The sequence below is a fragment of the Paenibacillus sp. N3.4 genome, from assembly GCF_008017805.1.
Taxonomy (GTDB): domain Bacteria; phylum Bacillota; class Bacilli; order Paenibacillales; family NBRC-103111; genus Paenibacillus_E.
In genome coordinates, this window is record NZ_VRTT01000024.1 from 63,318 (window position 1) to 87,308 (window position 23,991).

Sequence of the window (23,991 nt, forward strand, 5' to 3'; positions counted from 1 at the left end):
TAACTGGATTGTGGCCTATAGAGAAGGAGAGCTCATGTACAGCGAAGAACAGAAGCACTATTTTTCCCGTCATTTACTGGATTGGTATCATACACACAAGCGAGATTTACCTTGGCGAAGAAGTAAAAACCCTTATTATATATGGATTTCTGAGGTCATGCTGCAGCAAACCCGGGTAGACACGGTCATTCCCTATTTCCATCGGTTTGTGGAGCAGTTTCCAACGGTGGAAGCGTTGGCGACAGCGCCGGAGGAGAACGTACTCAAGGCCTGGGAAGGCTTGGGGTATTATTCGCGTGCTCGTAACTTGCAGACAGCCGTAAGAGAGGTGCATGAGCGTTATGGCGGAATCGTTCCTCAGGATAAGGTGGAAATCTCATCATTAAAAGGAGTAGGTCCATACACCTCAGGAGCCATTCTCAGTATTGCCTATAATAAACCGGAACCGGCAGTCGATGGCAATGTCATGCGGGTTTTGTCTCGATATTTTCTGATTGAAGAAGATATTATGAAGCCTTCGACTCGTGTTCGCATGGAGAAGCTGGCGCGAGAATTAATCATGGAGGGGACAGCGAGTGACTTCAATCAAGCGTTAATGGAGCTTGGGGCTATGGTTTGCACGCCGCGATCCCCGCATTGTTTAACTTGCCCGGTTATGGCGCATTGCGCCGCGCGAGAAGCAGGTATGGAGGAAGCTCTACCCATCAAAAAGAAAGCCAAGCCGCCGCGTCCTGAATCACGGGGCGTAGCCTTCGTTGAAGGTACGGGTGAACATAAAGGGAAATGGCTCATTCGGCAGCGTCCACAGGAGGGATTGCTTGCACGGATGTGGGAATTACCTCATATCGTGTGGAAGTCTGAGGAGGGGCGAACAGACGAGGAGAATAAGAACGAGCTCCGTCAGTCCTTGGCAGACCAAGAGCAAATTATGATTCGTCCCGGTGAATGGCTGATGGACACAGAACATATTTTCAGCCATATTGTTTGGAAAATGAAGGTATACCGCGCTGTGCTGGGGGATACGAACCGCCAGGGCAATGGGGGAGAGTGGATTCCCTTCCATTATCGCTGGGTCAGTCTGGACGAGTTGGATCAGTATGCCTTTCCTAACGTCTTCTTGCGCATAATGAAAGAGTGGCAGGAGCATCAACAAAACTAATCGCGATGATTTAGCGAATTTCAGCTTTGATGGCCTCCACATTTTTTAAAGTAATCATCTTCTTATCAATTTGGATATAGTCATCATCGAGCAGTTCTTGCAGCACCTTCGTAACGGACTCGCGAACGGTTCCTACCATGTTGGCTAACTGCTGGTGCGTGAGCTTTACATTAATCAACAAACCGTTTGGAGACGCTATGCCATGCTGATCCGATAGTCGAATAATTGTCTTCATAATACGAGAACGTACGCCTAAGAAGGTAAGATCATAAATCTGTTCATTCGCTTGGCGCAGCCTTTCCATCGTTGTTTCTAAGAGCTTTAAGCATAGCTTAGGGCTCTTTTCCATGAATTGGGTAAATGCTGAGCGACTTAATACAAACAGTATGCAGGCTTCCATGCTCTCAGCCGTTGCGGATCGCGTAAGTCCGGCGCTTATTAAGGCCATCTCTCCGAAAAAATCCCCGTCACGAAACAAGGCAAGGATGATTTCTTTGGATTCGTCCAAACGATAAATTTTCACTACACCGGATTTAATTAGGAATAATTCATCGCCCGCATCGCCTTCCAGAAACAGAATGTCGCCCTTTTTGACCTTTCTTTCTTTGAATAAAGGGGCTAGTGCCAGTAAATCTTCTTCCGAAAGTGCTTGAAACAGGGGGACATGTTGGAGTAATGGAACGATTGTTTTCACCAGTCATTCACCTCATCTCAGTCATAGTAAACGACCAACTGCTCGCTGATATTTTTAGATCAGGACATGGTTGCCGAACAGCTTGACTCTATGTATATCGTACAGCTTTCCGACGTTTGCGTAAAGAAATTCCAGTACGAGATGTAAAGAAAGGTTTTGCGGTAATGGTAGGAACTTGTCGATTTGCCGGGAATACATGCGATTTCGAACTTGTATGTGAATTTATATACATAATTTGTTTGATAAGCATGGATACTAATGGATATGTCGGTAATCTCATACATAAGGAGAGTTCATATGCCAATGCCAAGTGAAATAGATGAACTGCACAGACAAGCCAATGGGATGGAAATGGATTGGTGGTATCACTATGATTTATTATCTTTTCATTGGTGGGTTATTATATTAGTAAATGTATTTTTTCTCGTTTTGCTGCTTGTTTTTGCAGACCGGAAACATCCGTTGCGGATTGCTTTGGCATTTTTCGTCAGCTTTACAATCATCGGTACGATGGATGAGATCGGGCTATTTTTTCAATGGTGGACCTATCCGCATGAACTAATCGCGTTTACGAATCGGTATAATGCCGTCGACTTTTTGGCTATTCCCTGTATTTTGCTTTAATGCATCAAAAATTTAACGCATGGAAATATTTTTTGATTGCCGATGTCATAATCTCAGCCTTGGAAGCTTATGTCGGAGAGCCGATTTTTACTTGGCTTAACATATACAAGTTGAATAATTGGACGTTCACAAAGTCATTTCTTACCTTGCTTGTATCCGCGATTTTAGCTAAAGCGATTGTGGATTGGATTGGAAAAGTCAGAGACGCGGTTCATGATGAGCGCGAAGTTACGTTAGATTTCTTTAAAAGAAAACAAAAAACACGATAGAAAGTCACAAACAACCCCAGTTCCTAACGGCACTGGGGTTGCTTGTTTCGAAATATTCATTATGCAGCTATGTTTTAAAGATCATAGCTTTTCAACTTTACAGGAACTTCAACTCGTTGAGGATTGTACTCCCCATTAAATTGTTGCAGCAGCAAATCGATTGCGGATCGCGCCATCTGCTGCTCGTTCTGCATGATATAAGGGGTGTTGGGAATTTGTGGATCATCGAAGGATACGAATTGGACATCTTGGTTAAGAGTAGCGTCCTGTTGAAAAGCCTCATGTGTCAAATTAGACATTTCTGCCGACAGCGAGAAGACGACGGTCATGTTTTTATGCATATGTAAGAAATCAGCAATATAAGATGAGGTTTCATCTTTTCTCAAGACGTTGATGGGGACATGACACCAGAAGCTTTTATCTAGTAAAATGCCTTGATCCAAGTAATCCTCAGTAGGGAACACGATAATGCCTTTCACCTTGCCTGCTTCCGTTAAAGCGCGAATGGCTCTGGATTCTTCGAACAGAGCTTTATTCCCGCTTGCTGATAAACCATAAATTAACGGAGCTGGCTCATATAGAGCTGAAGAAAAAAAAGCGACCCCAGAGGGTCGCTTTCGCTATATGCCGTCTTATTTCGTAGCGTCGTAACGTTTGCCAACTTCGTTCCAGTTAACAACGTTCCAGAAAGCTGCGATATAGTCAGGACGTTTGTTTTGGTAGTTCAAGTAGTAAGCGTGCTCCCATACGTCAAGACCAAGAATCGGAGTTTCACCTTCGAAGATCGGGCTATCTTGGTTAGGCAAGCTGTATACTTTCAGTCCGCCGTCTTTGCCAACAGCTAGGAATGCCCAGCCAGAACCAAAGCGAGTTGTAGCTGCTGCTGCGAAATCAGCCTTGAACTTGTCGAAACCGCCAAGCTCTTTGTCGATTGCTGCTGCAAGAGCGCCTGTAGGAGCTCCGCCAGCGTCTGGTCCGATTGTTTCCCAGAACAGGGAGTGATTAGCGTGTCCGCCACCGTTGTTGCGAACTGCTGTACGAATATCTTCAGGAACGCTGTTCAGGTCAGCGATCAGGTCATTCAAGGATTTCTCATGCAGAGCAGGATGTTTATCCAAAGCTGCGTTCAAGTTAGTCACATAAGCATTATGGTGACGATCGTGGTGAATTTCCATTGTTTTAGCATCGATGTGAGGCTCAAGAGCGTCATTCGCATAAGGTAGAGCTGGTAGTTGATGTGCCATTGTATAAAATACCTCCTAATATTATGTAGTTTCAACTTCATTATGAAGGAATTTCGATAATAAAGCAACATGTATGTTTACTAAGTCAAACACCGCGTCGCTCAATTTCTTGAATGATTTGCGTGTGGATATGCGTTCCCTGCTCATTGAGCCAAGGGGATAAATCACTCATTGCCCTATGATTATAACGGAGTTCAGTCTCCGTCCATTCACTGGGCTTCATGGAACTCAGTACCTGAAAATCGCGTATATCCCGTGGGTACTTTGACGAAGATTCCTCTTTATTGGACATGTTTTCACCTCACATTCTCCTATATAATCCAATAACTTCTCGTTTTTTATACAGGATCCTGGGAAATAGTGCAGATACGCTGCACAAAAAAAGACCAGTTCTGAAGAGAACGAGGCCACTGAAAAAAACCTTTAAAAAAGTGGAAAAAGCAAAAAAGGCTCATCTTTTAGAATCCGTGCTTGATTTTAAACAATCAGATACGAATGGTACCCTGTGAATCCGGATCGACCCGTCTCGACTGCGATGGTAAAACGATTGGATGGGCATGCGGACACAACAGCCGTTAGTTGCCCTTTATCCCTCGCCTTGCGCCTGCTTCCGGACATACGTTCCGTTAAGTGCGGAGAAAACGTAGACATTGGCCTCTGATTGCTCGAATAAGAGCGCTGATGTCCGTTAAGTTCCAAATAGGCTATTCAAAACGACAATAACGGCTCCACGGTCCGTTTATCCGATTTCGATGTTGAGCGCCTAAAAAAGACGACTCTAAAATTCAAGAAATGAAATTGAGCCGTCTTTTTTGATACAACTATTTAATTGCTTTAAAAAACGGAAGTTTTTCAGTGGCCTTGAAGAGAACTAGCCTGTCAATTCGATAAGGCTTATGACATGCGCCACTAGCCAATTAAACTTCCGTTACAATCGTGAAGGTTATACCAAATTTGTCCGTTACCGTGCCGAAAGCAGGACTGAAAGGAGTGGATTCTAGCGGAGCGACGACGATGCCGTCTTGCTGCAGGCTACTAAAAATTTGCTTGGATCGTTCAACATCCTTGAAGTCAGACAGAAAGAAAGAACATCTCCTGTCTGTACGGGTATACCCGGCGAGTCGGAGATCATGATGTCGGACTCCCCAACTTTGATAATCGCATGAGCGACACAGTCATGCAGCTCAGCAGGAAAAGACATACCCATCTGCCCGTAGGTTTGGATACGGATGACCTTGGCATCTAATAGGTTGGCATAAAAGTCGATTGCTTCCTTCGCATTTCCGTTTAACTTTAAATAAGGTGTCAGTTGTAAGGACATTAGAATCTCTCCTTCAATTATATTCATTCTTTTTTAGTATAGACCATAAAAGAGATCCTGATTGTTTCTATCGAGAGCCTTGTGAATAATCGAAAGGAAAAGAAAACTGTGATAATAAAGTGAGAATTGTTGAAAACGCTTGCAATTAAGCGCTTTCAAGAGGAAAAACGAAAAAAACAAAGTTTTTTGTGAATTTTAACACTATTTCAGCAGGATTTCGTATTTTTTTGTCGTATTTACTAATTTACCAGAAAATTAATCTTAACAAATTAATAGGGAATTGGGAGAGAACCATATGCACGTTCGTTCATTTCAGCTTGGTGATACCTCTTCGGTGAAGACACTCTTGCAGGATGTTTTATCGGAAACCTGCTATGAAGAAACACTGGAAGCATTTGCTCGTCAGCTATCATGGGATACAGAACTTGTTCTAGTCGCACAAGAAGAAGAGCAGGTTGTTGGCTTGATTATCGGTACGATTGATAACAACAATGGTTATTACTATCGAATTGCAGTTGCAACAGAGTATCAACGTAAAGGTATCGGTAAAGCTTTGATCGAAGCGATGAAGATGAGGTTTCTCCATCGGAAAGTGAACAAAATCATGGTAACCGTAGATGTGCATAATGAAATGGTGCTGCCTGTTTATGAATCAGTTGGCTATAGCACTTCGGACTTTTCACGTGCTGCGCACCGATTAAGCATTGTGAAGAAAGTCAGCGTATAATCATCTTTTCATTAGCACCTGAATAGAAATAACTTACACCAGGGAAGCATGTCTTTGCCCCATTGCAATTGGGGGTGAGATGTGCTTTTCTATATAATATGAAAGTTTTTCGGCAGCTTTGAATAGAGGAGCTTTGAGACATGGATACCTTCGAGCCGTATGTGATAAAGAGCTTTAAGCATGATGGACATCTACACCGCATGTGGCTTACGAATTGGCGAGTCCCCCCAGCAAGGCTGCACCCGGATCACCGGCAGCAAGAGATGATGGTGTTTATTAATAGTCATACCAAAATACGGGAAGCAGACGGCAAAGAGTGGGTGAGCCGCATCCCGGGAATTTCTTTCTTCATACCTCGAAAGTGGTTCAATATCGTAGCGCTCATTGAAGAGAACGGTATCCGTTATTATTGTAATATTGCCTCTCCTTTATATGTCACTCAGCAAATTCTTACTTATATTGATTACGACCTTGATGTGATTCGAATGCCTGACCGTACCGTTCATATTGTAGATCAAGAAGAGTACGAGCTTCATAAGCGGAATTATCATTATTCTTCATTAGTGGAAGACAAAGTGAAGGAAGGACTCGCTGATGTGCTGGCGCTGGTCAATTCGGACAAGCCTCCCTTTCAGGATGATGTGGTCATGCATTACTTTGAACTGTGGGAAAAGCACAAGAACGGAGGAAATTAAGTGAGTTTCTTTGCACAACGGAATGAAACGAATCGATCGGTTTCCAAGAGCAAGGGACATGCTGAGGCGAAGAGCCTAACCCATGAGCTGTGGGATTGGACCAAATCCATTCTAGTTGCTCTTCTTGTCGTTATTCTTGTGCACCAATACGGTTTTAATCTTTCGACGGTTAGAGGAAATTCGATGCAGCCTTCCCTGCAAGAGGGGGAGTGGTTATTCGTGAATAAAGCCATTACGTATATAAAGGCGCCTAAGCGTGGAGAAATCGTGATTCTCAAAGAACCGGAAGAGCAGTTTGCGCTCCAGCATCCTTTTTTGGTTAAAAGGGTTGTAGGGATAGCCGGCGACGAGGTGAAGGGCATTGACGGTTTTCTATATATAAACGGCAGAAAGGTTGAGGAGCCTTATACCGATACGCCTATCGAGGATGGTGACTTTGGTCCGACGGAGGTCGGGCAAGGTCATGTCTTTGTCATAGGCGATAATCGCCATAAAGCGGCCAGTGCCGACAGCCGCAGATTTGGCGCAGTGCCGGCCAGCCTGATTCAAGGCCGAGCTGAGTGCGTTTTGTGGCCATTCACGATGATCACATGGCTGAAGGTTGTTAGCCGCGAATGAAATGAGAGGTGAAGGGTATGGCGGTTTCCATCACAGCAAGAACGGCCGCGGAATGGCGCTGTTTGCAACAAGAGATCGTGGAGGCCGCGTCGTCCCTCGGCATTGATAAGATTGGCTTCACGACCGCGGAGCCATTCACAGAGCTTAGAGACATCCTTCTCAACCACCGGGAGAAGGGGTTTGAATCCGGCTTCGAGGAGCCGGATATCGAGAAGCGGGTTGAACCGTCGCTCAGCTTCGATTCGCCGCAGTCGATCATCTCGATCGCCGTCGCGTATCCATCGAAGCTGCCAAATCCACCCCGATCCGAGCCCGGAGCCTATCGGGGCATTATTTCTCGCTCCTCCTGGGGGAGCGACTATCATGATGTGCTGCGCGATCGTCTCGCGAAGCTGGAGGCCTTCATTGCGCAGCGCGTGCCTGACGCAAGGATGCAGAGCATGGTCGACACGGGCGTGCTTGTCGACCGCGCGGTAGCCGAGCGGGCCGGCATCGGCTGGTCTGGCAAAAACTGTGCAGTCATCACCCCGGAGTGGGGCTCGTGGGTATATTTGGGCGAAATGATTACGAATATCCCTTTTGAATCCGATACATCTATTATGGACCAATGCGGAGATTGCACGATTTGTATCGACGCATGTCCGACAGGGGCGCTTATTGGCCCAGGCCAGCTTAATTCAAGCCGCTGCATCTCGTTCATTACGCAGACCAAAGGGTATATCGACGACGCGTACAAGCTTAAGATCGGCAATCGCCTCTACGGCTGTGATACTTGTCAGATCGTCTGTCCGAAGAACAAGGGAATGAACTGGACGCAGCACGCGGAGTTTGAGCCTGACCCCGAGAAGGCCAAGCCGCTGCTGATTCCTTTATTAACGATGACGAACAAGGATTTCAAGGAACAGTACGGGCGTATCGCGGCTTCATGGAGAGGCAAAAAGCCTATCCAACGCAATGCCATCATCGCGCTGGGAAATTTCAAGGATCAAACAGCTGTGCCAACACTTATCGAATTGGTGCAGCGAGATCCACGGCCGGAAATACGTGCGACGGCAGCCTGGGCGTTGGGGCGTATTGGCGGCGAGGCGGCGGCTGTCGCTTTGCAACATGCCGCTGAAACCGAGCAGGAGCAGCCGGTCCTCCAAGATATACAAAAAGCATTAGCGGCGATCAACCAATCTGCTGACGAGATAAGGGAGAAGGAACAACCATGACACAGAATCAGACGAAGGCAGCGCCTATTCTTTCGTACACCGAGATCACTTCTCCCATCGGTCCTCTCGTGCTTGTAGCAAGCACGCAAGGGCTTTGTTCCATCGCGTTCGGAACCTTTGCACAAACGCAACATAAGCTGCGTCTCTGGGCTCTCCGCTGGTATGGCGAGCACGAGCTGCAAGAGCAGGCTAAACAGCTCGAAACCATCTCGCTGCAGCTGGAGCAGTATTTTAAAAAAGAACGTTTGCGATTTGAGGGCGAAATGGATTTGCAGGGAACCGAGTTCCAGAAACGAGTGTGGACAGCACTGCTATCCGTCCCTTATGGAGAGACAGTGTCCTATAAACATATTGCTGAAGCCATAGGCTCGCCCAAAGCGGTCAGAGCAGTTGGCGGGGCTAATAATAAGAATCCGATTCCGGTCATTATTCCGTGTCATCGCATTATTGGCGCAAACGGCGACATGGTTGGCTATGGCGGAGGGTTGGATATCAAAGAACGGTTACTGGATTTGGAGCGACTGACACTAGGAACATAGCATACTAAATAAAACCGTGGAGTGAGTCCTATGAAATACGTACATTTGGATTCCGTTGAGCCGGGTCAATACTTGGGACGAACAATATTTGCCAGCAATGGGGCTATTTTGCTTTCAGAAGATGTGCAATTAACCGTGTTCATGATCAATACACTCAACCGAATCGGAGTTACCATGGTCTACATCAAGGACCCTAGTCTAGAAGATATCGAAATTCCGGAAATTTTATCTGAAGAAACCAAACGTGCGGTTATGCAGCAAATGGGCCAAACGTTCGCCTCCATTCGATCGGGGAAGGAGTTCAGCTCACGCAATATGAGCATTTCCATTAATACCTTGCTGGATGAAGTGATGAAAAATCGTGATGTGCTTGTACAATTAACAGATATTCGAACCAAAGATAACGAGATGTACGTTCACTCAACGAATGTTTGTATGATGGCCGTGCTCATCGGGATTAATATGGGATTCACTACGACTCAATTGAAGGAGTTGGCGATCGGTGCCCTCCTGCATGATGTGGGGAAAGTGGAGCTTATCTATGACGATGAGTCGCCAGATCCAAGAAAGCATCACACCTGGCGTGGCTTCGAGCTCCTGAAAAGCAAACGCGAGTTCAGCCTGCTGATTGCTCATGTCGCCTTTCAGCATCATGAGGACCTCATCGGAGGCGGGATCCCGCGGGGGCTTACAAGTGAGGATATCCACATTTATGCTAAAATTACAACTGTCGCGAATATGTATGATAATTTGCTTTTTGATGTTTCATTAGGACGCCGAATGCTGCCGCATGAGGCCTGTGAGCATATGATGGCGTTGGCCGAGACGAAGCTGGACCGCGATGTCTTGATCCATTTTCTGAAAATTGTATCGATTTATCCGACAGGAGCGTCCGTTCGATTGTCCACACGTGAAACAGGTGTCGTGGTAGGACAACATAGGGGATTACCGAGCCGACCGATTGTGAGAATTGTGAAACAGGATGCGACGGATAAGGAATTGGAAATCAAGGAAATCGATCTGGCTAAGCATACAACCGTTTTTATTGAACAGGTATTATTATAGTTTATTCATTTGTAAACGGATGAACAGAAATGATATGATGGATTCAGTAATTCATACCAATATGTACAAGCAGGGGGCACGTGTATGTGGAGTTATCTTATCCCGATTCTGACATTGATTGCGGGCTTGGTCGGAGGCTTCTTCATTGGAGTATTCTACTTGAAAAGACAGCTGGAATCGATGCAGAACAATCCGGAAATGCTGCAAAAAATGGCTAAGCAAATGGGCTATAACATGAATAAGCAGCAATTGAATAAAGCGCAACAAATGATGAAAAACCAAAAGTGGAAATAATACGTAGGGTTTATGTAAACCCTTCTAAGGGCTTTGCTGTCTTACCGTACAAACGGTAGGCAGCACGAGCCCTTCCTATTATCTTCAAGTATGACTAGGACGTACTAGTACTATCCAGAGGTGGCTCATACATGACGAACAATAAAGACCGCATCATGGAAGCAGCCATGGATTTATTCCACGATCATGGCTTTCAAGGAACAGGTCTGGAACATATTCTGTCGAGCAGTGGGGTATGCAAGAGCAATTTTTATTACCATTTCAAAAGTAAAGAAGAGCTGGGCATTCAAGTGATTGAGCGCAAGGTGCAGGAAATGCGCGAAGCGGTGATGGAACCCAGCTTAGGCAATGAGCAGTTGTCCCCGAAGGAAAGAGTACTTGGCTTGTTTGAGCGAATGCTGAACTTTTGTGAGCAATTTGAATGCCGCAAAGGATGCTTCTTCGGTAATCTCGCGTTGGAACTGAGCGATAGCTCTGAGGCGCTGCGTAAGCCGCTCAGTCGCTTTTTTAGCGAGATGGAGGCTGGTGTAGTCACTTGTCTGCAAGAGGGCCGCAAACGAGGCGAGATGTCGCTGCAAGGACTTACTCCGTTGGAGCTAGCGATGCCGATTGTATCTTTGCTGCAAGGTGGGATACTCCTGACCAAAACGCATAAAGATAGCCGAGCGTTACGCGAAAGCATCAAGGTTTTAACCATTTGTATGGGATAGAGGAAGAGGAGTGGTAGAGAAGATGGCATCCATCGAGTATAAAAATACAAGAGTCGCCGAGAATCGCGAGCAAATCGAGCAGCACGTCAAAGCTATTTTAAGATTAATTGGCGAAGATGTAGATCGCGAAGGATTGTTGGATACGCCAGCTCGCGTAACTCGCATGTACGAAGAAATCTTTTCTGGTTATGAAGCGAATCCACGTGATGTCTTGGGTGTGACGTTCGATGAACAACACGAAGAGCTGGTCATTATCAAAGACATTATTTATTACAGCCAATGCGAGCATCACATGGCACCCTTTTTCGGTAAAGTACACATTGGGTACTTGCCAAGCGGCAAAGTAGCGGGATTGAGCAAATTTGCTCGTCTGGTTGATGTGATCACCCGTAAGCTGCAAGTTCAGGAACGAATTACTTCGGAGATCGCCGATATTTTGGAGGAAGTACTGAAACCTCACGGCGTTATGGTGGTCGTGGAGGGAGAACATATGTGCATGTGCTCCAGAGGTGTGAAAAAGTACGGCAGCTCGACGATTACTTCCGGAGTTCGGGGGGCCTTCCGCTCGGATGCGACACTTCGTTCAGAGTTTCTGTCACTGATCAATAAATAAAGGCAATAAGGGGATGTGAGCCATGACAACAGTCTTGTGCATCATCCCCTTTTTCATGAGAAAAGGGAAACCTGACTTGTTGCACAGGGGACGGATATAGTATCCTTTTACATAAATAAGAGAACCCGAGTGACTATCGTACATGCCTTTGCATAAACAGATAGGGGGTAGGATGAGACATCGCGGAGTGCTTGTTGACGTATGCAGGCTATCCTAACATCCCCATATGCGTTGGGAACATGACTAGAGGAGAGCATGCTAATGGACAACATTCGAAAATATCGGCCCGGTGAGGCGGCTTCCTATAAAGGAAATGAAGAACGGGATGAGTTCGAGCGGGATTACGCCAGGTTAATTCAGTCTCCGGCTTTTCGCCGCTTGCAGGGCAAGTCGCAAGTATTTGGCGCAGGCTCGGGCGATTATTACAGAACGCGACTGACACATTCTATGGAGGTTGCGCAAATAGCGCGAGAAGTAGCCAAACGACTGGAGCGAACGAATCCTTTCTTGAAAAAGCGAGAGCACCCAGGCTTAATTATTGATCCTACGGTCGTAGAGTGCGCATCTATTGCCCACGACTTCGGCCATCCGCCATTCGGGCATAAAGGGGAAGAAGTGCTTAATCACCTTCTACTGAGAGATTATAATCTTAAATATGAGGGGAACGCCCAAAACTTTCGGATTCTAATGTTTCTTGAGAAAAGAGCAGGCAGCGAAAGCGGTCTGGATCTTACGGCAGCGGTTCTGCTGGGCATTAATAAATACCCGTTCTCGATCGAAGAAGAGGGCAGACTCAAAGGCGTCTACGGATCAGAGTGGGATGTCATTAACGAGCTGCGATCCACATGGAATATGCCGGAGGGATGTTCGACTTTGGAAGCGCAACTGATGGATTTATGCGATGATATCGCGTACTCGACGCATGATATTGAAGATGGCATACGTGCCGGCAAAATCCAAATGAATGCCACTTTTTTCGAAGATCAACGGCTGCTTCGTCATCTCGTCATGGAGATACTGAATGATCCAAACAAACATAAATTTGGTTGGGAACACGTGGATATTGAAAAGATGGTTAAGCAGGTGCTGGCCGATTATTTGGAACAGTGGCAGCAAATTTTTGTAGAATGCAATCGGGAGGAATCCCGTACACGCAGAGAAATGAAAGCGCGCTGGGTCAGCTCCTTCGCCAATCGGTTGGATATTATCGATGATCCCAGCAAAGGCTGGAAGAAAGTGGCACTCGTCAAGGACGGAGCTGAGGACATGAATTTGCTGCGGACGATGGAAATTTTGAAAAAGCTTGCCTGGGTAACGCTGATCAAAGACTTCCGGGTTCTGCGTTTGCAGAAGCGCAGCGAAATCATCGTCGAGCGGCTGTGGGATAGCTTCATCGATCCGCAAAAAGGACAATGGATCTTACCGCCAGACTGGATTGACAGCTACGAGCGTCAAATGGGGAGTTGGAGTTGGCCGCGCTTTATTGCCGACTATATCTCCGGTATGACCGATGCGTATGCAGAGAAAGTGTATGCTGAGCTCTTCGCAAGCAAATCGGGCTCTATCTATGAGATGGACTAGACCGTAAATCAATGAGTCCTATACAAAAAAAGACCGACCCCGCAAGGGGTGATTTTATAAGGAGGAGGGAATACCAAAGTTAGCTTGCGATTGCGATGCCGAAATACGATTTAAGAAATCTAATGTACGGTGTACATATTTTTTGGGCTCAGCGCGGTACAGCAATTCATGCTGGGCATTCGGAATAATCCATAGTTTAGATGCGGATTCTTGCTTTTGCTCCTTAAATATATCCTCAATCATACCATATGGCGCTTTGTTGTCTTCTGTGCCATGGATGAAAAAAATTGGCATTTTATAGGCTGTTGAAGTCACCTTGTTGTAAGGAATTTCATGCAGGCTTACACCATTGAGCAAGGGAAAGAATAAACGAACCAGCGGTAAAGAAGGAAATTTGGGTACATTCACATATTGCTTCATGTTGTGATAGAGTGTGTCCGGATTCAGTAAGAATGTACTATCAAGAATCATCCCCGCAATATCATTCTCATTTTGGAGAGCGGCTTGCAGCGCTGTCCCTGCCCCCATGGAGAAACCCCAAATATAGATGGGACCACTTGATAATTTTTTCATGTAATCAATTGCGCCAAGCAGTTCCTGAGATTCCTGGATTCCGCCTGTCATAACACGTTTGTTCTCTGGATGCACATAGCCATAATCGAACATGAGCACATTGTAATTTTGTAAATGAAGCTCACGGGCTAAATTATAAAGAGGAACCCATAGCTCTTCGCGGTTGCCGCCATAGCCATGAGAGAATATGACGGTTTTATTCGAATTGCCCGGTATGAACCAACCATCCAGATTGGAAGTGCCGTTAAGACTTGGGAACGTAATACTGCTGTAAGGAAGCCCGACAGCCTTCATAGGATCTGAATGAAGCGGGTCAATATGCGGCCGCGCAAGGGTCCAAGCAATGTAAGCGTGAAAAGCAAGCAGCAGAGAGGTACAAAGCACTAAGAAAGAGAGAAGAATGGTGAACACGAGCCTTCTTTTGCGTAAAAGTGGTTGAGTGACCACTTGGTCTAATGTGGGTTGTAAGGATCCTGGATTAATAGATGTTGTTGACACGAGGTGTCCACCTCCATTCGAATGATGTAAAATTGAGTTTTGTCGTCTGCTAGAGGCACCATTGAAATGAATTATCTAAATATTCAGATAAGTAATCTATTAATTTAATAGTATGCTGAATACGCTTACAAGTCAATGCGATTGCGGCAATTGTAAGCCCTCTGTAACCCTACTGTAACAAAGAGAGAAACAGATTTTTGAACTTTACGGGATTACGGAGTTTGGTTATACTAGTGATAACTTGGTTTCATATAGTGAAACCGTAAATGGGGTCCTTCGGTGCCTTTTAGTCGGACCAACGCCTTGGGTCCGTTCAATAGAACCTTAATAGGAAAGCGGTGGTAATCGATGGAAGATGGCAAGTTGACGGTACGTGCAGTAGAGCGTGCCTTAGATATTATGCTTTGTTTCACGGGAGCGTCGGAATTGACGCTGACTGAAATTTCAACTCGCGTTGAGCTTCATAAAAGCACGGTGCATCGCCTTCTGGCCTCTTTGGAAGGCAAAGGCTTCATCATGCGCGACGGTTCGACAGATAAGTATAGATTGGGTTATCGGCTCTGGGAGCTTTCCGCTAATCTGTCCAAAGAAGGAGATCCTGGCATTATATTGCTGCCGGAGATGGAACGGCTGCGCGATCAGCTTGGCGAGACGATATCGCTGTACGTCCAGGACGGCCTGGGACGCGTACGCATTCAAGCCGTGCAGAGCAACCATGCCATTCGCCGTGTTGCCCCTGTGGGGGCGAGAATGCCCTTATATGTAGGCGCCTCGAGCAAGGTACTCGTCGCCTTCGCAGAGCCTGCTGTGCAGGAGCAGCTGCTAGCCTCGGCCGATTGGCCAGCCGTACTCGATCAGGCTGCATACCTGCAGCAGCTCCAAGACACCAGACACGCAGGCTTTGCCACGAGTGTCGAGGAACGTGAACCTGGCGCGGCGGCTGTCTCCGCGCCGATTCTTGACCGCGGCGGGCGGCTCGTCGCCGCCCTGGCGGTCTCCGGCCCAGCGAACAGGCTGACGCTGGAGCTGATGCAAGAGCAGGCGCCTCTTATTATGGAAGCGGCGCGCCGGATGGGAACGATGCTGGGCTAGCAGGCTGCACCAGACTATATGAGCGCTCGAAGCTGGGGCTCCACCCATCGTAAGCAAAACGACGGATGCTTTGCTTCTGGAAGGTCATACTAGAAAGGGGAAAGGGAGTGGTCTGTAATGAGCAAAACAACCTCCATGTTGGCGATTTGGATCAGTTTGATCAGTAATATCGTGCTGACCGCCATCAAAATCATCATCGGTATGTTGTTTAATAGCCAAGTGCTTATTGCCGACGGCATTCATAACGCGGGAGATGTCATCGCCAGCGCAACAGCTTATAGTTCCATGCGTGTTTCCTCCAAACCTGCGGATGCGGACCATCCTTATGGTCATGGAAAAGCAGAAGTGCTAAGTGCCTTTATCGTCGCTATTATACTGGGCGGAGCGGCTATCTACATGGGCTATCACTCGATTCACGCGCTTTTTGAGCCTCCCGGATCCGCACATATCATTGCTTTTATAGCTGCGGTCATCTCTTTGATATGGAAACAGGTTCTTTACATCTATACGATACGTATTGGTCGCAAGATGAACAGCAAAGGGCTAATCGCAACGGCATACGACCATCTTGCGGACGTTTATGCGTCAATTGCTGCTTCTATTGGTATTGGCTTGGCCTTGATCGGAGAACATTACGGCGTAGGTATCCTCGCTTACGGAGATCCGGTTGCAGGGATCGTTGTATCCTTTCTGGTGCTGAAGCTCGCCTATGGCATGGGGAGGGAGTCATTCGACGTCCTGATGGAGCGCAGCGTCAGCACAGAGCATATTGAGCAATATGCCGCTTTGATCCGATCCGTACCGGAAATCAAGCGAATTGATCGTTTGCGGGCAAGGGAACACGGTCATTACATATTGATTGATGCCAGGCTTGCTGTTTCTGGAAAATTAACCATCCAAGAGGGTCATGATATTGCCCGTAGAATTAAGATGAAAATCAAGGAAGCCTACAGTGACGTAGATGAGGTACTCGTGCATCTTAATCCATGGTATGAGGATAAAGGGGAGGCAAAACAAAAAGGGCTGTTCCAAGGTCAAAAGACCAAGGAATAGCCCTATTTTCTATATATTTTTATTTAGCAAAAATATGATTGCCGATCTTGACTGTTTGCGGACGAGACCAAATCCAAGCGCTTGTGGCTGTATCTGGGTTGAAATAGTAAAGAGCTCCTCCGGTAGGATCCCAGCCCCGCACGGCCTCTTGAGCCGCCAGGTAGGACGTCTTGTCGGGTGTTAGCCAGTATTGTCCGTCACTTACTGCTGTGAAGGCTCCAGTCTCAAACACAATATCATGCACCGTATTCGGGAACTGACTCGACTTCAAACGGTTCATCACAACCGCGCCGACAGCGACTTGTCCTTTATAGGATTCTCCGCGAGCTTCACTGTAGATCAATTTAGCTAATATATCCAAATCGGATTGATTAGCGGAGTATTTATGCAGGGCATTCCATGTATTCGTACCTGTTACACCATCTGCGGTCAATCCATAATTTCTTTGAAAATTTTTGATGGCCTCAGTGGTTGATGCTCCATATATTCCGTCTATCTGTTTGTTATAGTAGCCTAGCATTTTTAAACGGAATTGAAGGTCCCAAACATCTCCTGTTTGGCTTCCTTGTTTCAATATTGCCGCTGCCGCATAAGTAGTTTGCGCGTAGTTGCCTAATCCAGATGTCAAACCGATCGCCGCGAACAGCATGACAAGGACGAACTTTTTGAATGATTTCATCATTATCTCCCCTTTCGCTCTTACTAGTATAGGGGGCATAAGCAGTTGGCTCAACCCACAGTTATTGGCAATGTGTAAAAAGAGAAGGGAGATATAAATTTACAAGTCCTCAAAATCTAGTTGAAACGGGCGAAACAATTCAGGGGTATAGTTTTAAAGCGTATCGAGACAAAGCGATTGAAGTCGACAGTATTTTGGCTTCTCTGCTGCCCTTCTGGATCGAATTGAACTATGAGATCATTGTCACTTCAGACCACGGCATGAATATGGATGGCAGTCATGGCGGGACCGGCGCTGCGGAGAGGGAGGTTCCCTTTTATGTCATTGGCGCATCTTTTGAACCGGGCTATCATGAAGATGTCATTCCGCAGTTAGCTGTAGCTCCGCTGGTATGCAGGTTATTGTCTCTTCCTTTGGAGGACGATATGGCAGAAACGGATATTCTAGCTTTTACATATAAAATTGCGAAGTAGTTTTTCTACGAAAATGCTCAGGAGGTACATCCGTGAAGGTAGATTTTCATTTTCATCTAGAGGAAGGGCCTTATTCCCTGCAGTGGCTCCAGCGTACTGGAAGAGCTCTGATCCATACAACGAACGATAATTATATTGCGGGGAAATCCCATACGCGGGATTGGATGGACCAAATGGTTCAAATGCTGCAAAAGCGTATGGAGCAAGGCTGCTTTCACGAGGATTGGATGCAGCGCTATTTGCAAAAAGGCCGTGAACGAGGCATTCAGCGCTTTGGCGTAGTCGATCATTTGTACCGCTTTGTTGAATGCAAAGACTATTACGAGCGGTTTATGCTTCTGGATGACACGCCGCTGGGGCGATTGCAACAAAAATGGCTCGATCAAGTATGCACTTGTTCGATAGAAACGTATATGAAGGCTATGCGTAAGATCGCTGAGCGTGAGGAAGAGCTGTCGATAGGCATTGAAGCCGATTTTTTCATCGGCGGGGAAAAGCAGCTTCAGGCGCTGCTTGCTCCTTTTGATTTGGACTATATCATCGGCTCGGTGCATGTTTTGGACGGCTGGGGCTTTGATAATCCGGAAGCCCAGGATCGCTTTCAAACCGCTGATTTGGAAAATTTATATGACCGGCACTATGATACGGTCAAGCTGGCCATTGCCAGCGGCTTGTTTGATTTTATCGCCCATTTGGATAATTTAAAAGTGTTCGGCTATCGGCCGGATGAAGTTAAGCTGCTCCCCAAGTACAGAGAAATCGCCACAGCGCTAAGCGCTGCCGGAATTGGCACCGAGATCAACACAGGACTTCTGTATCGTTACCCCGTTAAGGAGATGTGCCCCAGCCCGTCGTTTCTGCAAACGTTATTCGAACAAAATGTGCCGATTACACTGTCATCGGATGCACATTTCCCTGACGATATCGGCATGTATTTGGACGATGCGCTAAAATTGGCGATAGATACAGGATATAGGGAAATCGCCGTTTATAAGAAACGCCAGCGAAGCGTTCTGGTCATCCCATTAGGCAAAAAAAACAGCGTCTAAGACTGCCCTAACGGGTAATCCCAGACGACTGTTTTTTTATTAGTTGTTTTTCTCAGCGATGATTTGGCGAAGAACGGTTTGCAGGATACCGCCATTACGGTAGTAGTCCACATCAACCATGCTGTCCAAACGCACGAGTGTGTTGAATTCGAATGTTGTGCCATCTTCGCGAGTTGCTGTTACTTTCACAGTTGAACCCGGTTGAATGTCGTTGCTGAGGCCTGTGATATCGAATGTTTCACGACCTGTGATACCAAGTGTTTTCCAGCCTGCTCCATCAAGGAACTGCAATGGAAGAACGCCCATACCTACAAGGTTGCTGCGGTGGATACGCTCGAAGCTTTCCGCAATAACGGCTTTAACGCCGAGTAGGAAAGTTCCTTTAGCTGCCCAGTCACGGGAGCTTCCTGTTCCATACTCTTTACCAGCGATAACAACAAGGTTTTGTCCTTCAGCTTGATATTTCATGGAAGCATCATAGATGGACTCCACTTCGCCAGTTGGCAGGTAAGTTGTTACGCCGCCTTCTGTACCCGGTGCTACTTGGTTACGAATACGGATGTTGGCGAATGTACCGCGCATCATCACTTCGTGATTACCACGACGGGAACCGTAGGAATTGAAGTCCTCTTTTTTCACACCATGATTGATCAGGTACTGGCCTCCAGGGCTGTCAACTTTGATGTTGCCGGCAGGGGAGATATGATCCGTTGTAACGGAATCACCCAGAAGTGCCAATGTTTTAGCGCTGCGAATATCCGCGATATCATCCAGAACTGTACCCAGATCCGTGAAGAACGGAGGCTCTTGAATGTAAGTGGATTTGTTGTCGAACTCGTACAGATCGCCTTCCGGAATTGCGATTGCGTTGAAACGCTCATTCGCACGGAATACGTTGCTGTATTTATCACGGAACATGTCAGGACTCATAGCTATGTTAAGAGCATCTTGAATCTCTTGGTTTGTAGGCCAGATATCTTTCAAGTAGACAGGTTGATCGTTTTGGTCGTAACCAATTGGATCTTTCGCTAAGTCAATGTTGACTGTACCTGCAAGCGCGTAAGCAACAACGAGTGGAGGTGATCCCAGGTAGTTGGCTTTTACTTGTGCATGCACGCGGCCTTCAAAGTTACGGTTACCGGAAATAACGGCAGCCACAGTCATATCGTTGTCGATGATGGCTTTGCTTACTTCGTCTGGAAGCGGACCGGAGTTACCGATACAAGTTGCACAGCCGTAACCTGCAACGTGGAAGCCAAGGGCTTCAAGGGATTCCAGCAAGCCTGCTTTAATGAGGTAGTCAGTAACAACCAGGGAACCCGGCGTCAAGGAGCTTTTGACGTAAGCTGGTTTTTTCAAACCGAGAGCTACCGCTTTTTTCGCAACGAGACCGGCACCGATCATAACGCTTGGGTTGGATGTGTTTGTGCAGGATGTAATAGCCGCGATAACGACTGCGCCTGTACCCATTTTGATAGTTTCGCTTGGGTAAACAACATCAACAACTTCAGCCACTTTCTCTTCTGTCAAGCCGTAGCCGCCTTTTTCGATCGGTGTACGGATGATAGCGTTGAAGGACTCCTTCATGTTCGTTAGCTCAACACGGTCTTGTGGACGTTTCGGACCAGCTAAGCTAGGTACAACCGTGCTCAGATCAAGCTCAAGAACATCTGTGAACACAGGATCTGGCGTGCTGTCTGTACGGAACATGCCTTGTGCTTTGTAGTAAGCTTCGACAAGTGCGATTTGGTCTTCCTCGCGGCCAGTGCTTCTCATGTAGTTCAACGTTTCGTTATCTACAGGGAAGAAACCGATCGTTGCGCCGTACTCAGGAGCCATGTTCGCTACTGTTGCACGGTCAGCCAAGGAAATGTTGCTCAAACCAGGACCGAAGAACTCAACGAATTTACCGACAACGCCTTTTTTACGCAAAATTTGTGTAACCGTCAAAGCCAAGTCAGTTGCCGTAGCGCCTTCAGCCAAGTGGCCTGTCAATTTGAAACCAACAACGTCAGGTGCTACGAAGTATAGAGGTTGACCAAGCATACCGGCTTCGGCCTCGATACCGCCAACGCCCCAACCTACAACACCAAGACCGTTGATCATCGTTGTATGGGAATCCGTACCCACAAGGGAATCCGGATAAACAACCGTTTCACCATCGATCGTACGTGTTGCTGCAACAGATGCCAAGTACTCCAAGTTAACTTGGTGAACGATACCTGTTGAAGGTGGAACTGCACGGAAGTTATCGAATGCCGTTTGCGCCCAACGCAGGAAGCGGTAACGTTCTTCGTTTCTTTCGAATTCTAAGTTAATGTTAAAATCGAGGGCATCCGGGGATCCGAAAGCATCGACCATAACAGAGTGGTCAATAACAAGGTCTACAGGAACGAGCGGGTTGATCCGTTTTGGATCTCCACCTTCACGAGCCATAGTCGCACGCATTGCCGCAAGGTCAACGACGACTGGAACGCCTGTGAAATCCTGAAGAACGATACGAGCAGGAATGAAAGGAATTTCTTTATTCTCATCGCGCTCTTGCGCCCAACCGGCGATTTGTTTCACATGTTCGCTGGTAATGGCTCTGCCATCAAATTGACGAATAGCAGCTTCGAGCAAAACGCGGATGGAGACTGGCAGATTAGTAATGGTTCCGTGACCTTGGCTTTCGAAGTCAGGAAGGCTGTAGTACTGGAAAGACTTTGTGCCGACAGTTAACTGTTTACGCACGGAAAAAGCGTCCTTTTTGGACATTGTAATTCCTCCTTATAATATCTTATCCATTGGTTTCAACTAGTGAAACTCAATTTCATTAATCCCTCTACTCTAAGTATAGCGTTTCACCTTGTTTGAGTAAAGATTTATTTCAATCATTTTTACCGTCAAAATGTCATATATTGAAACAATTCAAGCTGACTCAGGCTCGTCCTGAAAGCGGACGATTGAACGTTTTACTTTTTAATAAAGTTCGTTTTTCCTAAAGAAAACTCTTAGGAGGGAAATTACGATGTCCTGGAAAACAGCGCTCTACAATTATGTTCACGCCAAAAATCAGACGGAGCTTGAAGGCTCAGCGGCACCCATGGAGGCTTATGTCTCAGATAGCGCTTTTTTACAGAAGCAGGATGTGAAAGCGCGAAGGCTGATAGAAAGTTATCACGAGCGTGATGCCAGGCTGCTCCGCAGTGAAACGAAGCTTCATTTGACAGGAATGAAAGAAGTTGCCCAAGGTGTTGTTGCAGACATTCATTTGCACCGTTCACTCCAATATCGGATCGGTTCCTTCGAACACAATGAGGAACGAATAGAGACTGAACGCGTCCTTATAGATACGTTATCCAATGGGTGGCAAGTTCGTCACTCCGAAGCGTTAGATGGTGAGAAATCAGTTCTTAGTAAACAGCGAGTCTTTATGCCTAACCAAGATGGGGTCGTGGATGGGCTGCGTCGAGCACCCTCCCTTCCATTTATCAATCATAGTATACTCAACAGCGGTGCTCAGGAATCCGTTCCTCGGAAAATCATTTATGACCGTGCCAAAGCCGTTGCCTATGCAGAAAAATGGTGGCAAACAGGCAACCCGAATTATGAGAAGTTTGAAGTGGATTGTACGAATTTTGTCTCACAAAGCCTCTTTGCAGGCGGGGCTCCAATGGACTATACTGGGAAAAGAGATTTGGGCTGGTGGTATGCTGGCAAAAAAGGTCATCAAGAGCTTTGGAGCTTCAGTTGGGCTGTCGCGCATAGCTTACAAACCTTTGTTTCCCATAGCCGCAAAGGACTCCGGGGGCGTGCAGTCGTTGATCCACGCGAGCTGGAGCTCGGAGATACAATTAGTTATGATTGGAATGGCGATGGCCGTTTCCAGCATAACGTTATCGTCACAGCCAAGGATGCCAACGGGATGCCGCTGGTGAATGCGCGCACCTACAATTGCCGGCATCGATATTGGTCTTACAAAGATTCACCTGCTTGGACTGAACGGACCCAATATATATTTGTACGCATTGCCGATGAGATGTGAGTAAAGAAATAGAAATACTAGACGGAGGTACGTAATGAGCCGCAAAATTCGAGTGGGACTAATCTACGGTGGAAAATCCGGGGAGCATGATGTGTCCTTACAAACAGCACTGGCTGTCATGAAAGCTGTAGACTTCACGAAGTATGAGATTACACCTTTTTACATAACTAAAAAGGGAGAATGGAAAAGTGGTTCACCCTTGTTAGCTCCAGCTGAATCAAAGGAAGCTTTAACTTTCAGTTCAGCAGCAGATGCGGCAGCTCCGGTCTCCAATGCGCTAGCTCCGATATTCGGAGCCGTGCAAGCGAAAGGAGATATCACAGTCTCCGCGGTTTCAAACGAAACAGCCGACACCGGGCTTGATGTCGTTCTTCCCTTGCTGCATGGCACATTTGGTGAAGACGGCACCATTCAAGGGATGTTGGAAATGGCCAATATCGCCTATGTCGGTGCAGGTGTACTTGCCTCAGCCGTTGGTATGGATAAAGTCATGATGAAAAAAGTTTTCGCGCAGGAAGGATTGCCGCAGTGCATATTCCGTCACTTTACGCGCACCGAATGGGAAAAAAACCGCGCGTATCACTTGGTTGAGCTTGAAACGGCTATTGGCTATCCGTGTTTCGTAAAGCCAGCTAATCTTGGCTCCAGTGTTGGCATTTCCAAAGCGAGAAATCAACAAGAATTAATCGAAGCGGTGAATTTTGCTTTCCAATATGATCGCAAGGTTATTATTGAAGAAAACATTGAGGCGCGCGAGATCGAGGTAGCTGTTCTGGGGAACGACGAGCCAATCGCTTCTGTTGCGGGCGAGATTGTATCCTCGAATGAGTTTTACGATTACAAAGCAAAATATTTGGATGGCAAATCAGCCATGGTTATTCCCGCAGACATTCCTCCGGAAACGTCTGACCTGATCAGACAGCTTGCGCTGCAGGCGTTTTTGGCTGTGGATGGCAGCGGCTTATCCCGCGTGGATTTTTTTCTAGGTAAAACCGATCAAAAGGTTTATATCAACGAAATCAATACGATGCCTGGGTTTACCCCGTTCAGCATGTACCCGCTGCTTTGGGAAGAGTCGGGGAAATCGTATACAGAGCTGCTGGACGACCTGATTAAGCTAGCTCTCGAGAGGCATAAAGCGAAGCAAGGCATACAATATTCTTTTGATGTGGAGTAGATG

28 protein-coding genes are annotated in these 23,991 nt (G+C 46.7%); 19 read left to right on the forward strand and 9 right to left on the reverse strand.

Annotation, left to right across the window (positions count from 1 at the left end; all coding sequences use genetic code 11):
• The first annotated feature begins 34 nt into the window (after window positions 1–34).
• Window positions 35–1,159: an A/G-specific adenine glycosylase gene (mutY, locus tag FU659_RS14430; protein ID WP_147948223.1), complete on the forward strand. Its 1,125-nt coding sequence runs from the start codon at window positions 35–37 to the stop codon at window positions 1,157–1,159.
• Between the two features lie 10 nt (window positions 1,160–1,169).
• Here the strand turns inward: mutY and FU659_RS14435 are convergent, their stop codons facing one another.
• Complete coding sequence (locus FU659_RS14435; RefSeq protein WP_147948224.1) at window positions 1,170–1,853, reverse strand: Crp/Fnr family transcriptional regulator; 684 nt, start codon at window positions 1,851–1,853, stop codon at window positions 1,170–1,172.
• Window positions 1,854–2,150: 297 nt separating this feature from the next.
• Between FU659_RS14435 and FU659_RS14440 the strand changes: the two genes are divergently transcribed.
• The gene (locus FU659_RS14440; RefSeq protein WP_147948225.1) at window positions 2,151–2,477 is read left to right on the forward strand and encodes a hypothetical protein; all 327 of its coding nucleotides are present in this window, start codon (window positions 2,151–2,153) and stop codon (window positions 2,475–2,477) included.
• Between the two features lie 110 nt (window positions 2,478–2,587).
• Complete coding sequence (locus FU659_RS35470; RefSeq protein ID WP_187274152.1) at window positions 2,588–2,746, forward strand: hypothetical protein; 159 nt, start codon at window positions 2,588–2,590, stop codon at window positions 2,744–2,746.
• A 74-nt stretch (window positions 2,747–2,820) separates the two neighbouring features.
• Here FU659_RS35470 and FU659_RS14445 read toward each other — a convergent pair whose 3' ends face one another.
• The 5 genes from FU659_RS14445 to FU659_RS14460 all read right to left on the reverse strand — a co-directional run bounded on the left by FU659_RS14445 (window position 2,821) and on the right by FU659_RS14460 (window position 5,311).
• Window positions 2,821–3,225 carry a type 1 periplasmic-binding domain-containing protein gene (locus FU659_RS14445; protein ID WP_147948226.1) on the reverse strand — a complete coding sequence of 135 codons (405 nt, stop codon included), beginning with the start codon at window positions 3,223–3,225 and terminating at the stop codon, window positions 2,821–2,823.
• Window positions 3,226–3,378: 153 nt separating this feature from the next.
• Window positions 3,379–3,990, reverse strand: coding sequence for a superoxide dismutase (locus FU659_RS14450; protein WP_147948227.1), 612 nt, complete (start codon window positions 3,988–3,990; stop codon window positions 3,379–3,381).
• A gap of 85 nt (window positions 3,991–4,075) precedes the next feature.
• Entirely contained in the window at window positions 4,076–4,282 is a 207-nt protein-coding gene (locus FU659_RS14455; RefSeq protein ID WP_147948228.1) for a hypothetical protein, read from the reverse strand.
• A gap of 185 nt (window positions 4,283–4,467) precedes the next feature.
• Complete coding sequence (locus tag FU659_RS35475) at window positions 4,468–4,641, reverse strand: hypothetical protein (RefSeq protein WP_187274153.1); 174 nt, start codon at window positions 4,639–4,641, stop codon at window positions 4,468–4,470.
• A gap of 346 nt (window positions 4,642–4,987) precedes the next feature.
• On the reverse strand, window positions 4,988–5,311 hold the full coding sequence (locus FU659_RS14460) for a VOC family protein (RefSeq protein WP_315971320.1): 324 nt from the start codon (window positions 5,309–5,311) through the stop codon (window positions 4,988–4,990).
• A gap of 295 nt (window positions 5,312–5,606) precedes the next feature.
• Here FU659_RS14460 and FU659_RS14465 point away from each other — a divergent pair, with 295 nt between their 5' ends.
• From FU659_RS14465 to FU659_RS14510, 10 genes are all read left to right on the forward strand, one after another.
• Complete coding sequence (locus tag FU659_RS14465) at window positions 5,607–6,038, forward strand: GNAT family N-acetyltransferase (protein WP_147948229.1); 432 nt, start codon at window positions 5,607–5,609, stop codon at window positions 6,036–6,038.
• 140 nt (window positions 6,039–6,178) lie between these two features.
• Entirely contained in the window at window positions 6,179–6,733 is a 555-nt protein-coding gene (locus FU659_RS14470; protein WP_147948230.1) for a DUF402 domain-containing protein, read from the forward strand.
• Window positions 6,734–7,351 (forward strand): signal peptidase I, encoded by a 618-nt coding sequence (lepB, locus tag FU659_RS14475; RefSeq protein ID WP_147948231.1) that lies wholly within the window; start codon window positions 6,734–6,736, stop codon window positions 7,349–7,351. It abuts the gene before it with no gap.
• 17 nt (window positions 7,352–7,368) lie between these two features.
• Window positions 7,369–8,565, forward strand: a complete 1,197-nt coding sequence (queG, locus tag FU659_RS14480; RefSeq protein WP_147948232.1) for a tRNA epoxyqueuosine(34) reductase QueG — start codon at window positions 7,369–7,371, stop codon at window positions 8,563–8,565.
• A complete protein-coding gene (locus FU659_RS14485) occupies window positions 8,562–9,104 on the forward strand; it encodes a methylated-DNA--[protein]-cysteine S-methyltransferase (RefSeq protein WP_147948233.1) in 543 nt (180 codons plus the stop codon). The genes queG and FU659_RS14485 overlap by 4 nt, the downstream gene beginning before the upstream one ends.
• A 30-nt stretch (window positions 9,105–9,134) precedes the next feature.
• Window positions 9,135–10,169, forward strand: a complete 1,035-nt coding sequence (locus FU659_RS14490; RefSeq protein ID WP_147948234.1) for an HD-GYP domain-containing protein — start codon at window positions 9,135–9,137, stop codon at window positions 10,167–10,169.
• Between the two features lie 84 nt (window positions 10,170–10,253).
• Window positions 10,254–10,463 carry a YneF family protein gene (locus FU659_RS14495; RefSeq protein ID WP_147948235.1) on the forward strand — a complete coding sequence of 70 codons (210 nt, stop codon included), beginning with the start codon at window positions 10,254–10,256 and terminating at the stop codon, window positions 10,461–10,463.
• A gap of 131 nt (window positions 10,464–10,594) precedes the next feature.
• Entirely contained in the window at window positions 10,595–11,173 is a 579-nt protein-coding gene (locus tag FU659_RS14500) for a TetR/AcrR family transcriptional regulator (RefSeq protein WP_147948236.1), read from the forward strand.
• A 22-nt stretch (window positions 11,174–11,195) separates the two neighbouring features.
• Window positions 11,196–11,786 (forward strand): GTP cyclohydrolase I FolE, encoded by a 591-nt coding sequence (gene folE / locus FU659_RS14505; RefSeq protein WP_147948237.1) that lies wholly within the window; start codon window positions 11,196–11,198, stop codon window positions 11,784–11,786.
• 255 nt (window positions 11,787–12,041) lie between these two features.
• Window positions 12,042–13,367: a deoxyguanosinetriphosphate triphosphohydrolase family protein gene (locus tag FU659_RS14510; protein ID WP_397355744.1), complete on the forward strand. Its 1,326-nt coding sequence runs from the start codon at window positions 12,042–12,044 to the stop codon at window positions 13,365–13,367.
• Window positions 13,368–13,421: 54 nt separating this feature from the next.
• Here FU659_RS14510 and FU659_RS14515 read toward each other — a convergent pair whose 3' ends face one another.
• Window positions 13,422–14,438: an alpha/beta hydrolase gene (locus tag FU659_RS14515; RefSeq protein ID WP_147948239.1), complete on the reverse strand. Its 1,017-nt coding sequence runs from the start codon at window positions 14,436–14,438 to the stop codon at window positions 13,422–13,424.
• A gap of 348 nt (window positions 14,439–14,786) precedes the next feature.
• Here FU659_RS14515 and FU659_RS14520 point away from each other — a divergent pair, with 348 nt between their 5' ends.
• Together FU659_RS14520 and FU659_RS14525 are read left to right on the forward strand one after the other, a co-directional pair.
• Entirely contained in the window at window positions 14,787–15,530 is a 744-nt protein-coding gene (locus FU659_RS14520; RefSeq protein ID WP_147948240.1) for an IclR family transcriptional regulator, read from the forward strand.
• A 117-nt stretch (window positions 15,531–15,647) separates the two neighbouring features.
• Window positions 15,648–16,583 carry a cation diffusion facilitator family transporter gene (locus FU659_RS14525; protein WP_147948241.1) on the forward strand — a complete coding sequence of 312 codons (936 nt, stop codon included), beginning with the start codon at window positions 15,648–15,650 and terminating at the stop codon, window positions 16,581–16,583.
• A 19-nt stretch (window positions 16,584–16,602) separates the two neighbouring features.
• On the opposite strand, the gene sleB is transcribed toward FU659_RS14525, so the two are convergent.
• Window positions 16,603–17,262 (reverse strand): spore cortex-lytic enzyme, encoded by a 660-nt coding sequence (sleB, locus tag FU659_RS14530; RefSeq protein ID WP_147948258.1) that lies wholly within the window; start codon window positions 17,260–17,262, stop codon window positions 16,603–16,605.
• A 194-nt stretch (window positions 17,263–17,456) separates the two neighbouring features.
• Here sleB and FU659_RS14535 point away from each other — a divergent pair, with 194 nt between their 5' ends.
• On the forward strand, window positions 17,457–17,735 hold the full coding sequence (locus FU659_RS14535; RefSeq protein ID WP_147948242.1) for an alkaline phosphatase family protein: 279 nt from the start codon (window positions 17,457–17,459) through the stop codon (window positions 17,733–17,735).
• 32 nt (window positions 17,736–17,767) lie between these two features.
• Window positions 17,768–18,784 carry a histidinol phosphate phosphatase domain-containing protein gene (locus FU659_RS14540; protein ID WP_147948243.1) on the forward strand — a complete coding sequence of 339 codons (1,017 nt, stop codon included), beginning with the start codon at window positions 17,768–17,770 and terminating at the stop codon, window positions 18,782–18,784.
• A 39-nt stretch (window positions 18,785–18,823) separates the two neighbouring features.
• On the opposite strand, the gene acnA is transcribed toward FU659_RS14540, so the two are convergent.
• On the reverse strand, window positions 18,824–21,541 hold the full coding sequence (gene acnA, locus FU659_RS14545) for an aconitate hydratase AcnA (RefSeq protein ID WP_147948244.1): 2,718 nt from the start codon (window positions 21,539–21,541) through the stop codon (window positions 18,824–18,826).
• Between the two features lie 253 nt (window positions 21,542–21,794).
• On the opposite strand from acnA, the gene FU659_RS14550 reads away from it, so the two are divergent.
• Complete coding sequence (locus FU659_RS14550) at window positions 21,795–22,811, forward strand: amidase domain-containing protein (protein WP_147948245.1); 1,017 nt, start codon at window positions 21,795–21,797, stop codon at window positions 22,809–22,811.
• Between the two features lie 34 nt (window positions 22,812–22,845).
• Complete coding sequence (locus FU659_RS14555; RefSeq protein ID WP_147948246.1) at window positions 22,846–23,988, forward strand: D-alanine--D-alanine ligase; 1,143 nt, start codon at window positions 22,846–22,848, stop codon at window positions 23,986–23,988.
• Window positions 23,989–23,991 lie beyond the last annotated feature (3 nt).

Excerpts from the sequence above, each read along its gene's own strand:
- mutY (WP_147948223.1), top strand. The coding sequence starts at position 35 with ATGTACAGCGAAGAACAGAAGCACTATTTTTCCCGTCATTTACTGGAT.
- FU659_RS14440 (WP_147948225.1), top strand. The coding sequence starts at position 2,151 with ATGCCAATGCCAAGTGAAATAGATGAACTGCACAGACAAGCCAATGGG.
- FU659_RS14450 (WP_147948227.1), bottom strand. The coding sequence starts at position 3,990 with ATGGCACATCAACTACCAGCTCTACCTTATGCGAATGACGCTCTTGAG.
- FU659_RS14455 (WP_147948228.1), bottom strand. The coding sequence starts at position 4,282 with ATGTCCAATAAAGAGGAATCTTCGTCAAAGTACCCACGGGATATACGC.
- FU659_RS35475 (WP_187274153.1), bottom strand. The coding sequence starts at position 4,641 with ATGTCTACGTTTTCTCCGCACTTAACGGAACGTATGTCCGGAAGCAGG.
- FU659_RS14460 (WP_315971320.1), bottom strand. The coding sequence starts at position 5,311 with ATGTCCTTACAACTGACACCTTATTTAAAGTTAAACGGAAATGCGAAG.
- FU659_RS14465 (WP_147948229.1), top strand. The coding sequence starts at position 5,607 with ATGCACGTTCGTTCATTTCAGCTTGGTGATACCTCTTCGGTGAAGACA.
- FU659_RS14470 (WP_147948230.1), top strand. The coding sequence starts at position 6,179 with ATGGATACCTTCGAGCCGTATGTGATAAAGAGCTTTAAGCATGATGGA.
- queG (WP_147948232.1), top strand. The coding sequence starts at position 7,369 with ATGGCGGTTTCCATCACAGCAAGAACGGCCGCGGAATGGCGCTGTTTG.
- FU659_RS14485 (WP_147948233.1), top strand. The coding sequence starts at position 8,562 with ATGACACAGAATCAGACGAAGGCAGCGCCTATTCTTTCGTACACCGAG.
- FU659_RS14490 (WP_147948234.1), top strand. The coding sequence starts at position 9,135 with ATGAAATACGTACATTTGGATTCCGTTGAGCCGGGTCAATACTTGGGA.
- FU659_RS14495 (WP_147948235.1), top strand. The coding sequence starts at position 10,254 with ATGTGGAGTTATCTTATCCCGATTCTGACATTGATTGCGGGCTTGGTC.
- FU659_RS14500 (WP_147948236.1), top strand. The coding sequence starts at position 10,595 with ATGACGAACAATAAAGACCGCATCATGGAAGCAGCCATGGATTTATTC.
- folE (WP_147948237.1), top strand. The coding sequence starts at position 11,196 with ATGGCATCCATCGAGTATAAAAATACAAGAGTCGCCGAGAATCGCGAG.
- FU659_RS14510 (WP_397355744.1), top strand. The coding sequence starts at position 12,042 with ATGCTAATGGACAACATTCGAAAATATCGGCCCGGTGAGGCGGCTTCC.
- FU659_RS14520 (WP_147948240.1), top strand. The coding sequence starts at position 14,787 with ATGGAAGATGGCAAGTTGACGGTACGTGCAGTAGAGCGTGCCTTAGAT.
- FU659_RS14525 (WP_147948241.1), top strand. The coding sequence starts at position 15,648 with ATGAGCAAAACAACCTCCATGTTGGCGATTTGGATCAGTTTGATCAGT.
- sleB (WP_147948258.1), bottom strand. The coding sequence starts at position 17,262 with ATGAAATCATTCAAAAAGTTCGTCCTTGTCATGCTGTTCGCGGCGATC.
- acnA (WP_147948244.1), bottom strand. The coding sequence starts at position 21,541 with ATGTCCAAAAAGGACGCTTTTTCCGTGCGTAAACAGTTAACTGTCGGC.
- FU659_RS14550 (WP_147948245.1), top strand. The coding sequence starts at position 21,795 with ATGTCCTGGAAAACAGCGCTCTACAATTATGTTCACGCCAAAAATCAG.
- FU659_RS14555 (WP_147948246.1), top strand. The coding sequence starts at position 22,846 with ATGAGCCGCAAAATTCGAGTGGGACTAATCTACGGTGGAAAATCCGGG.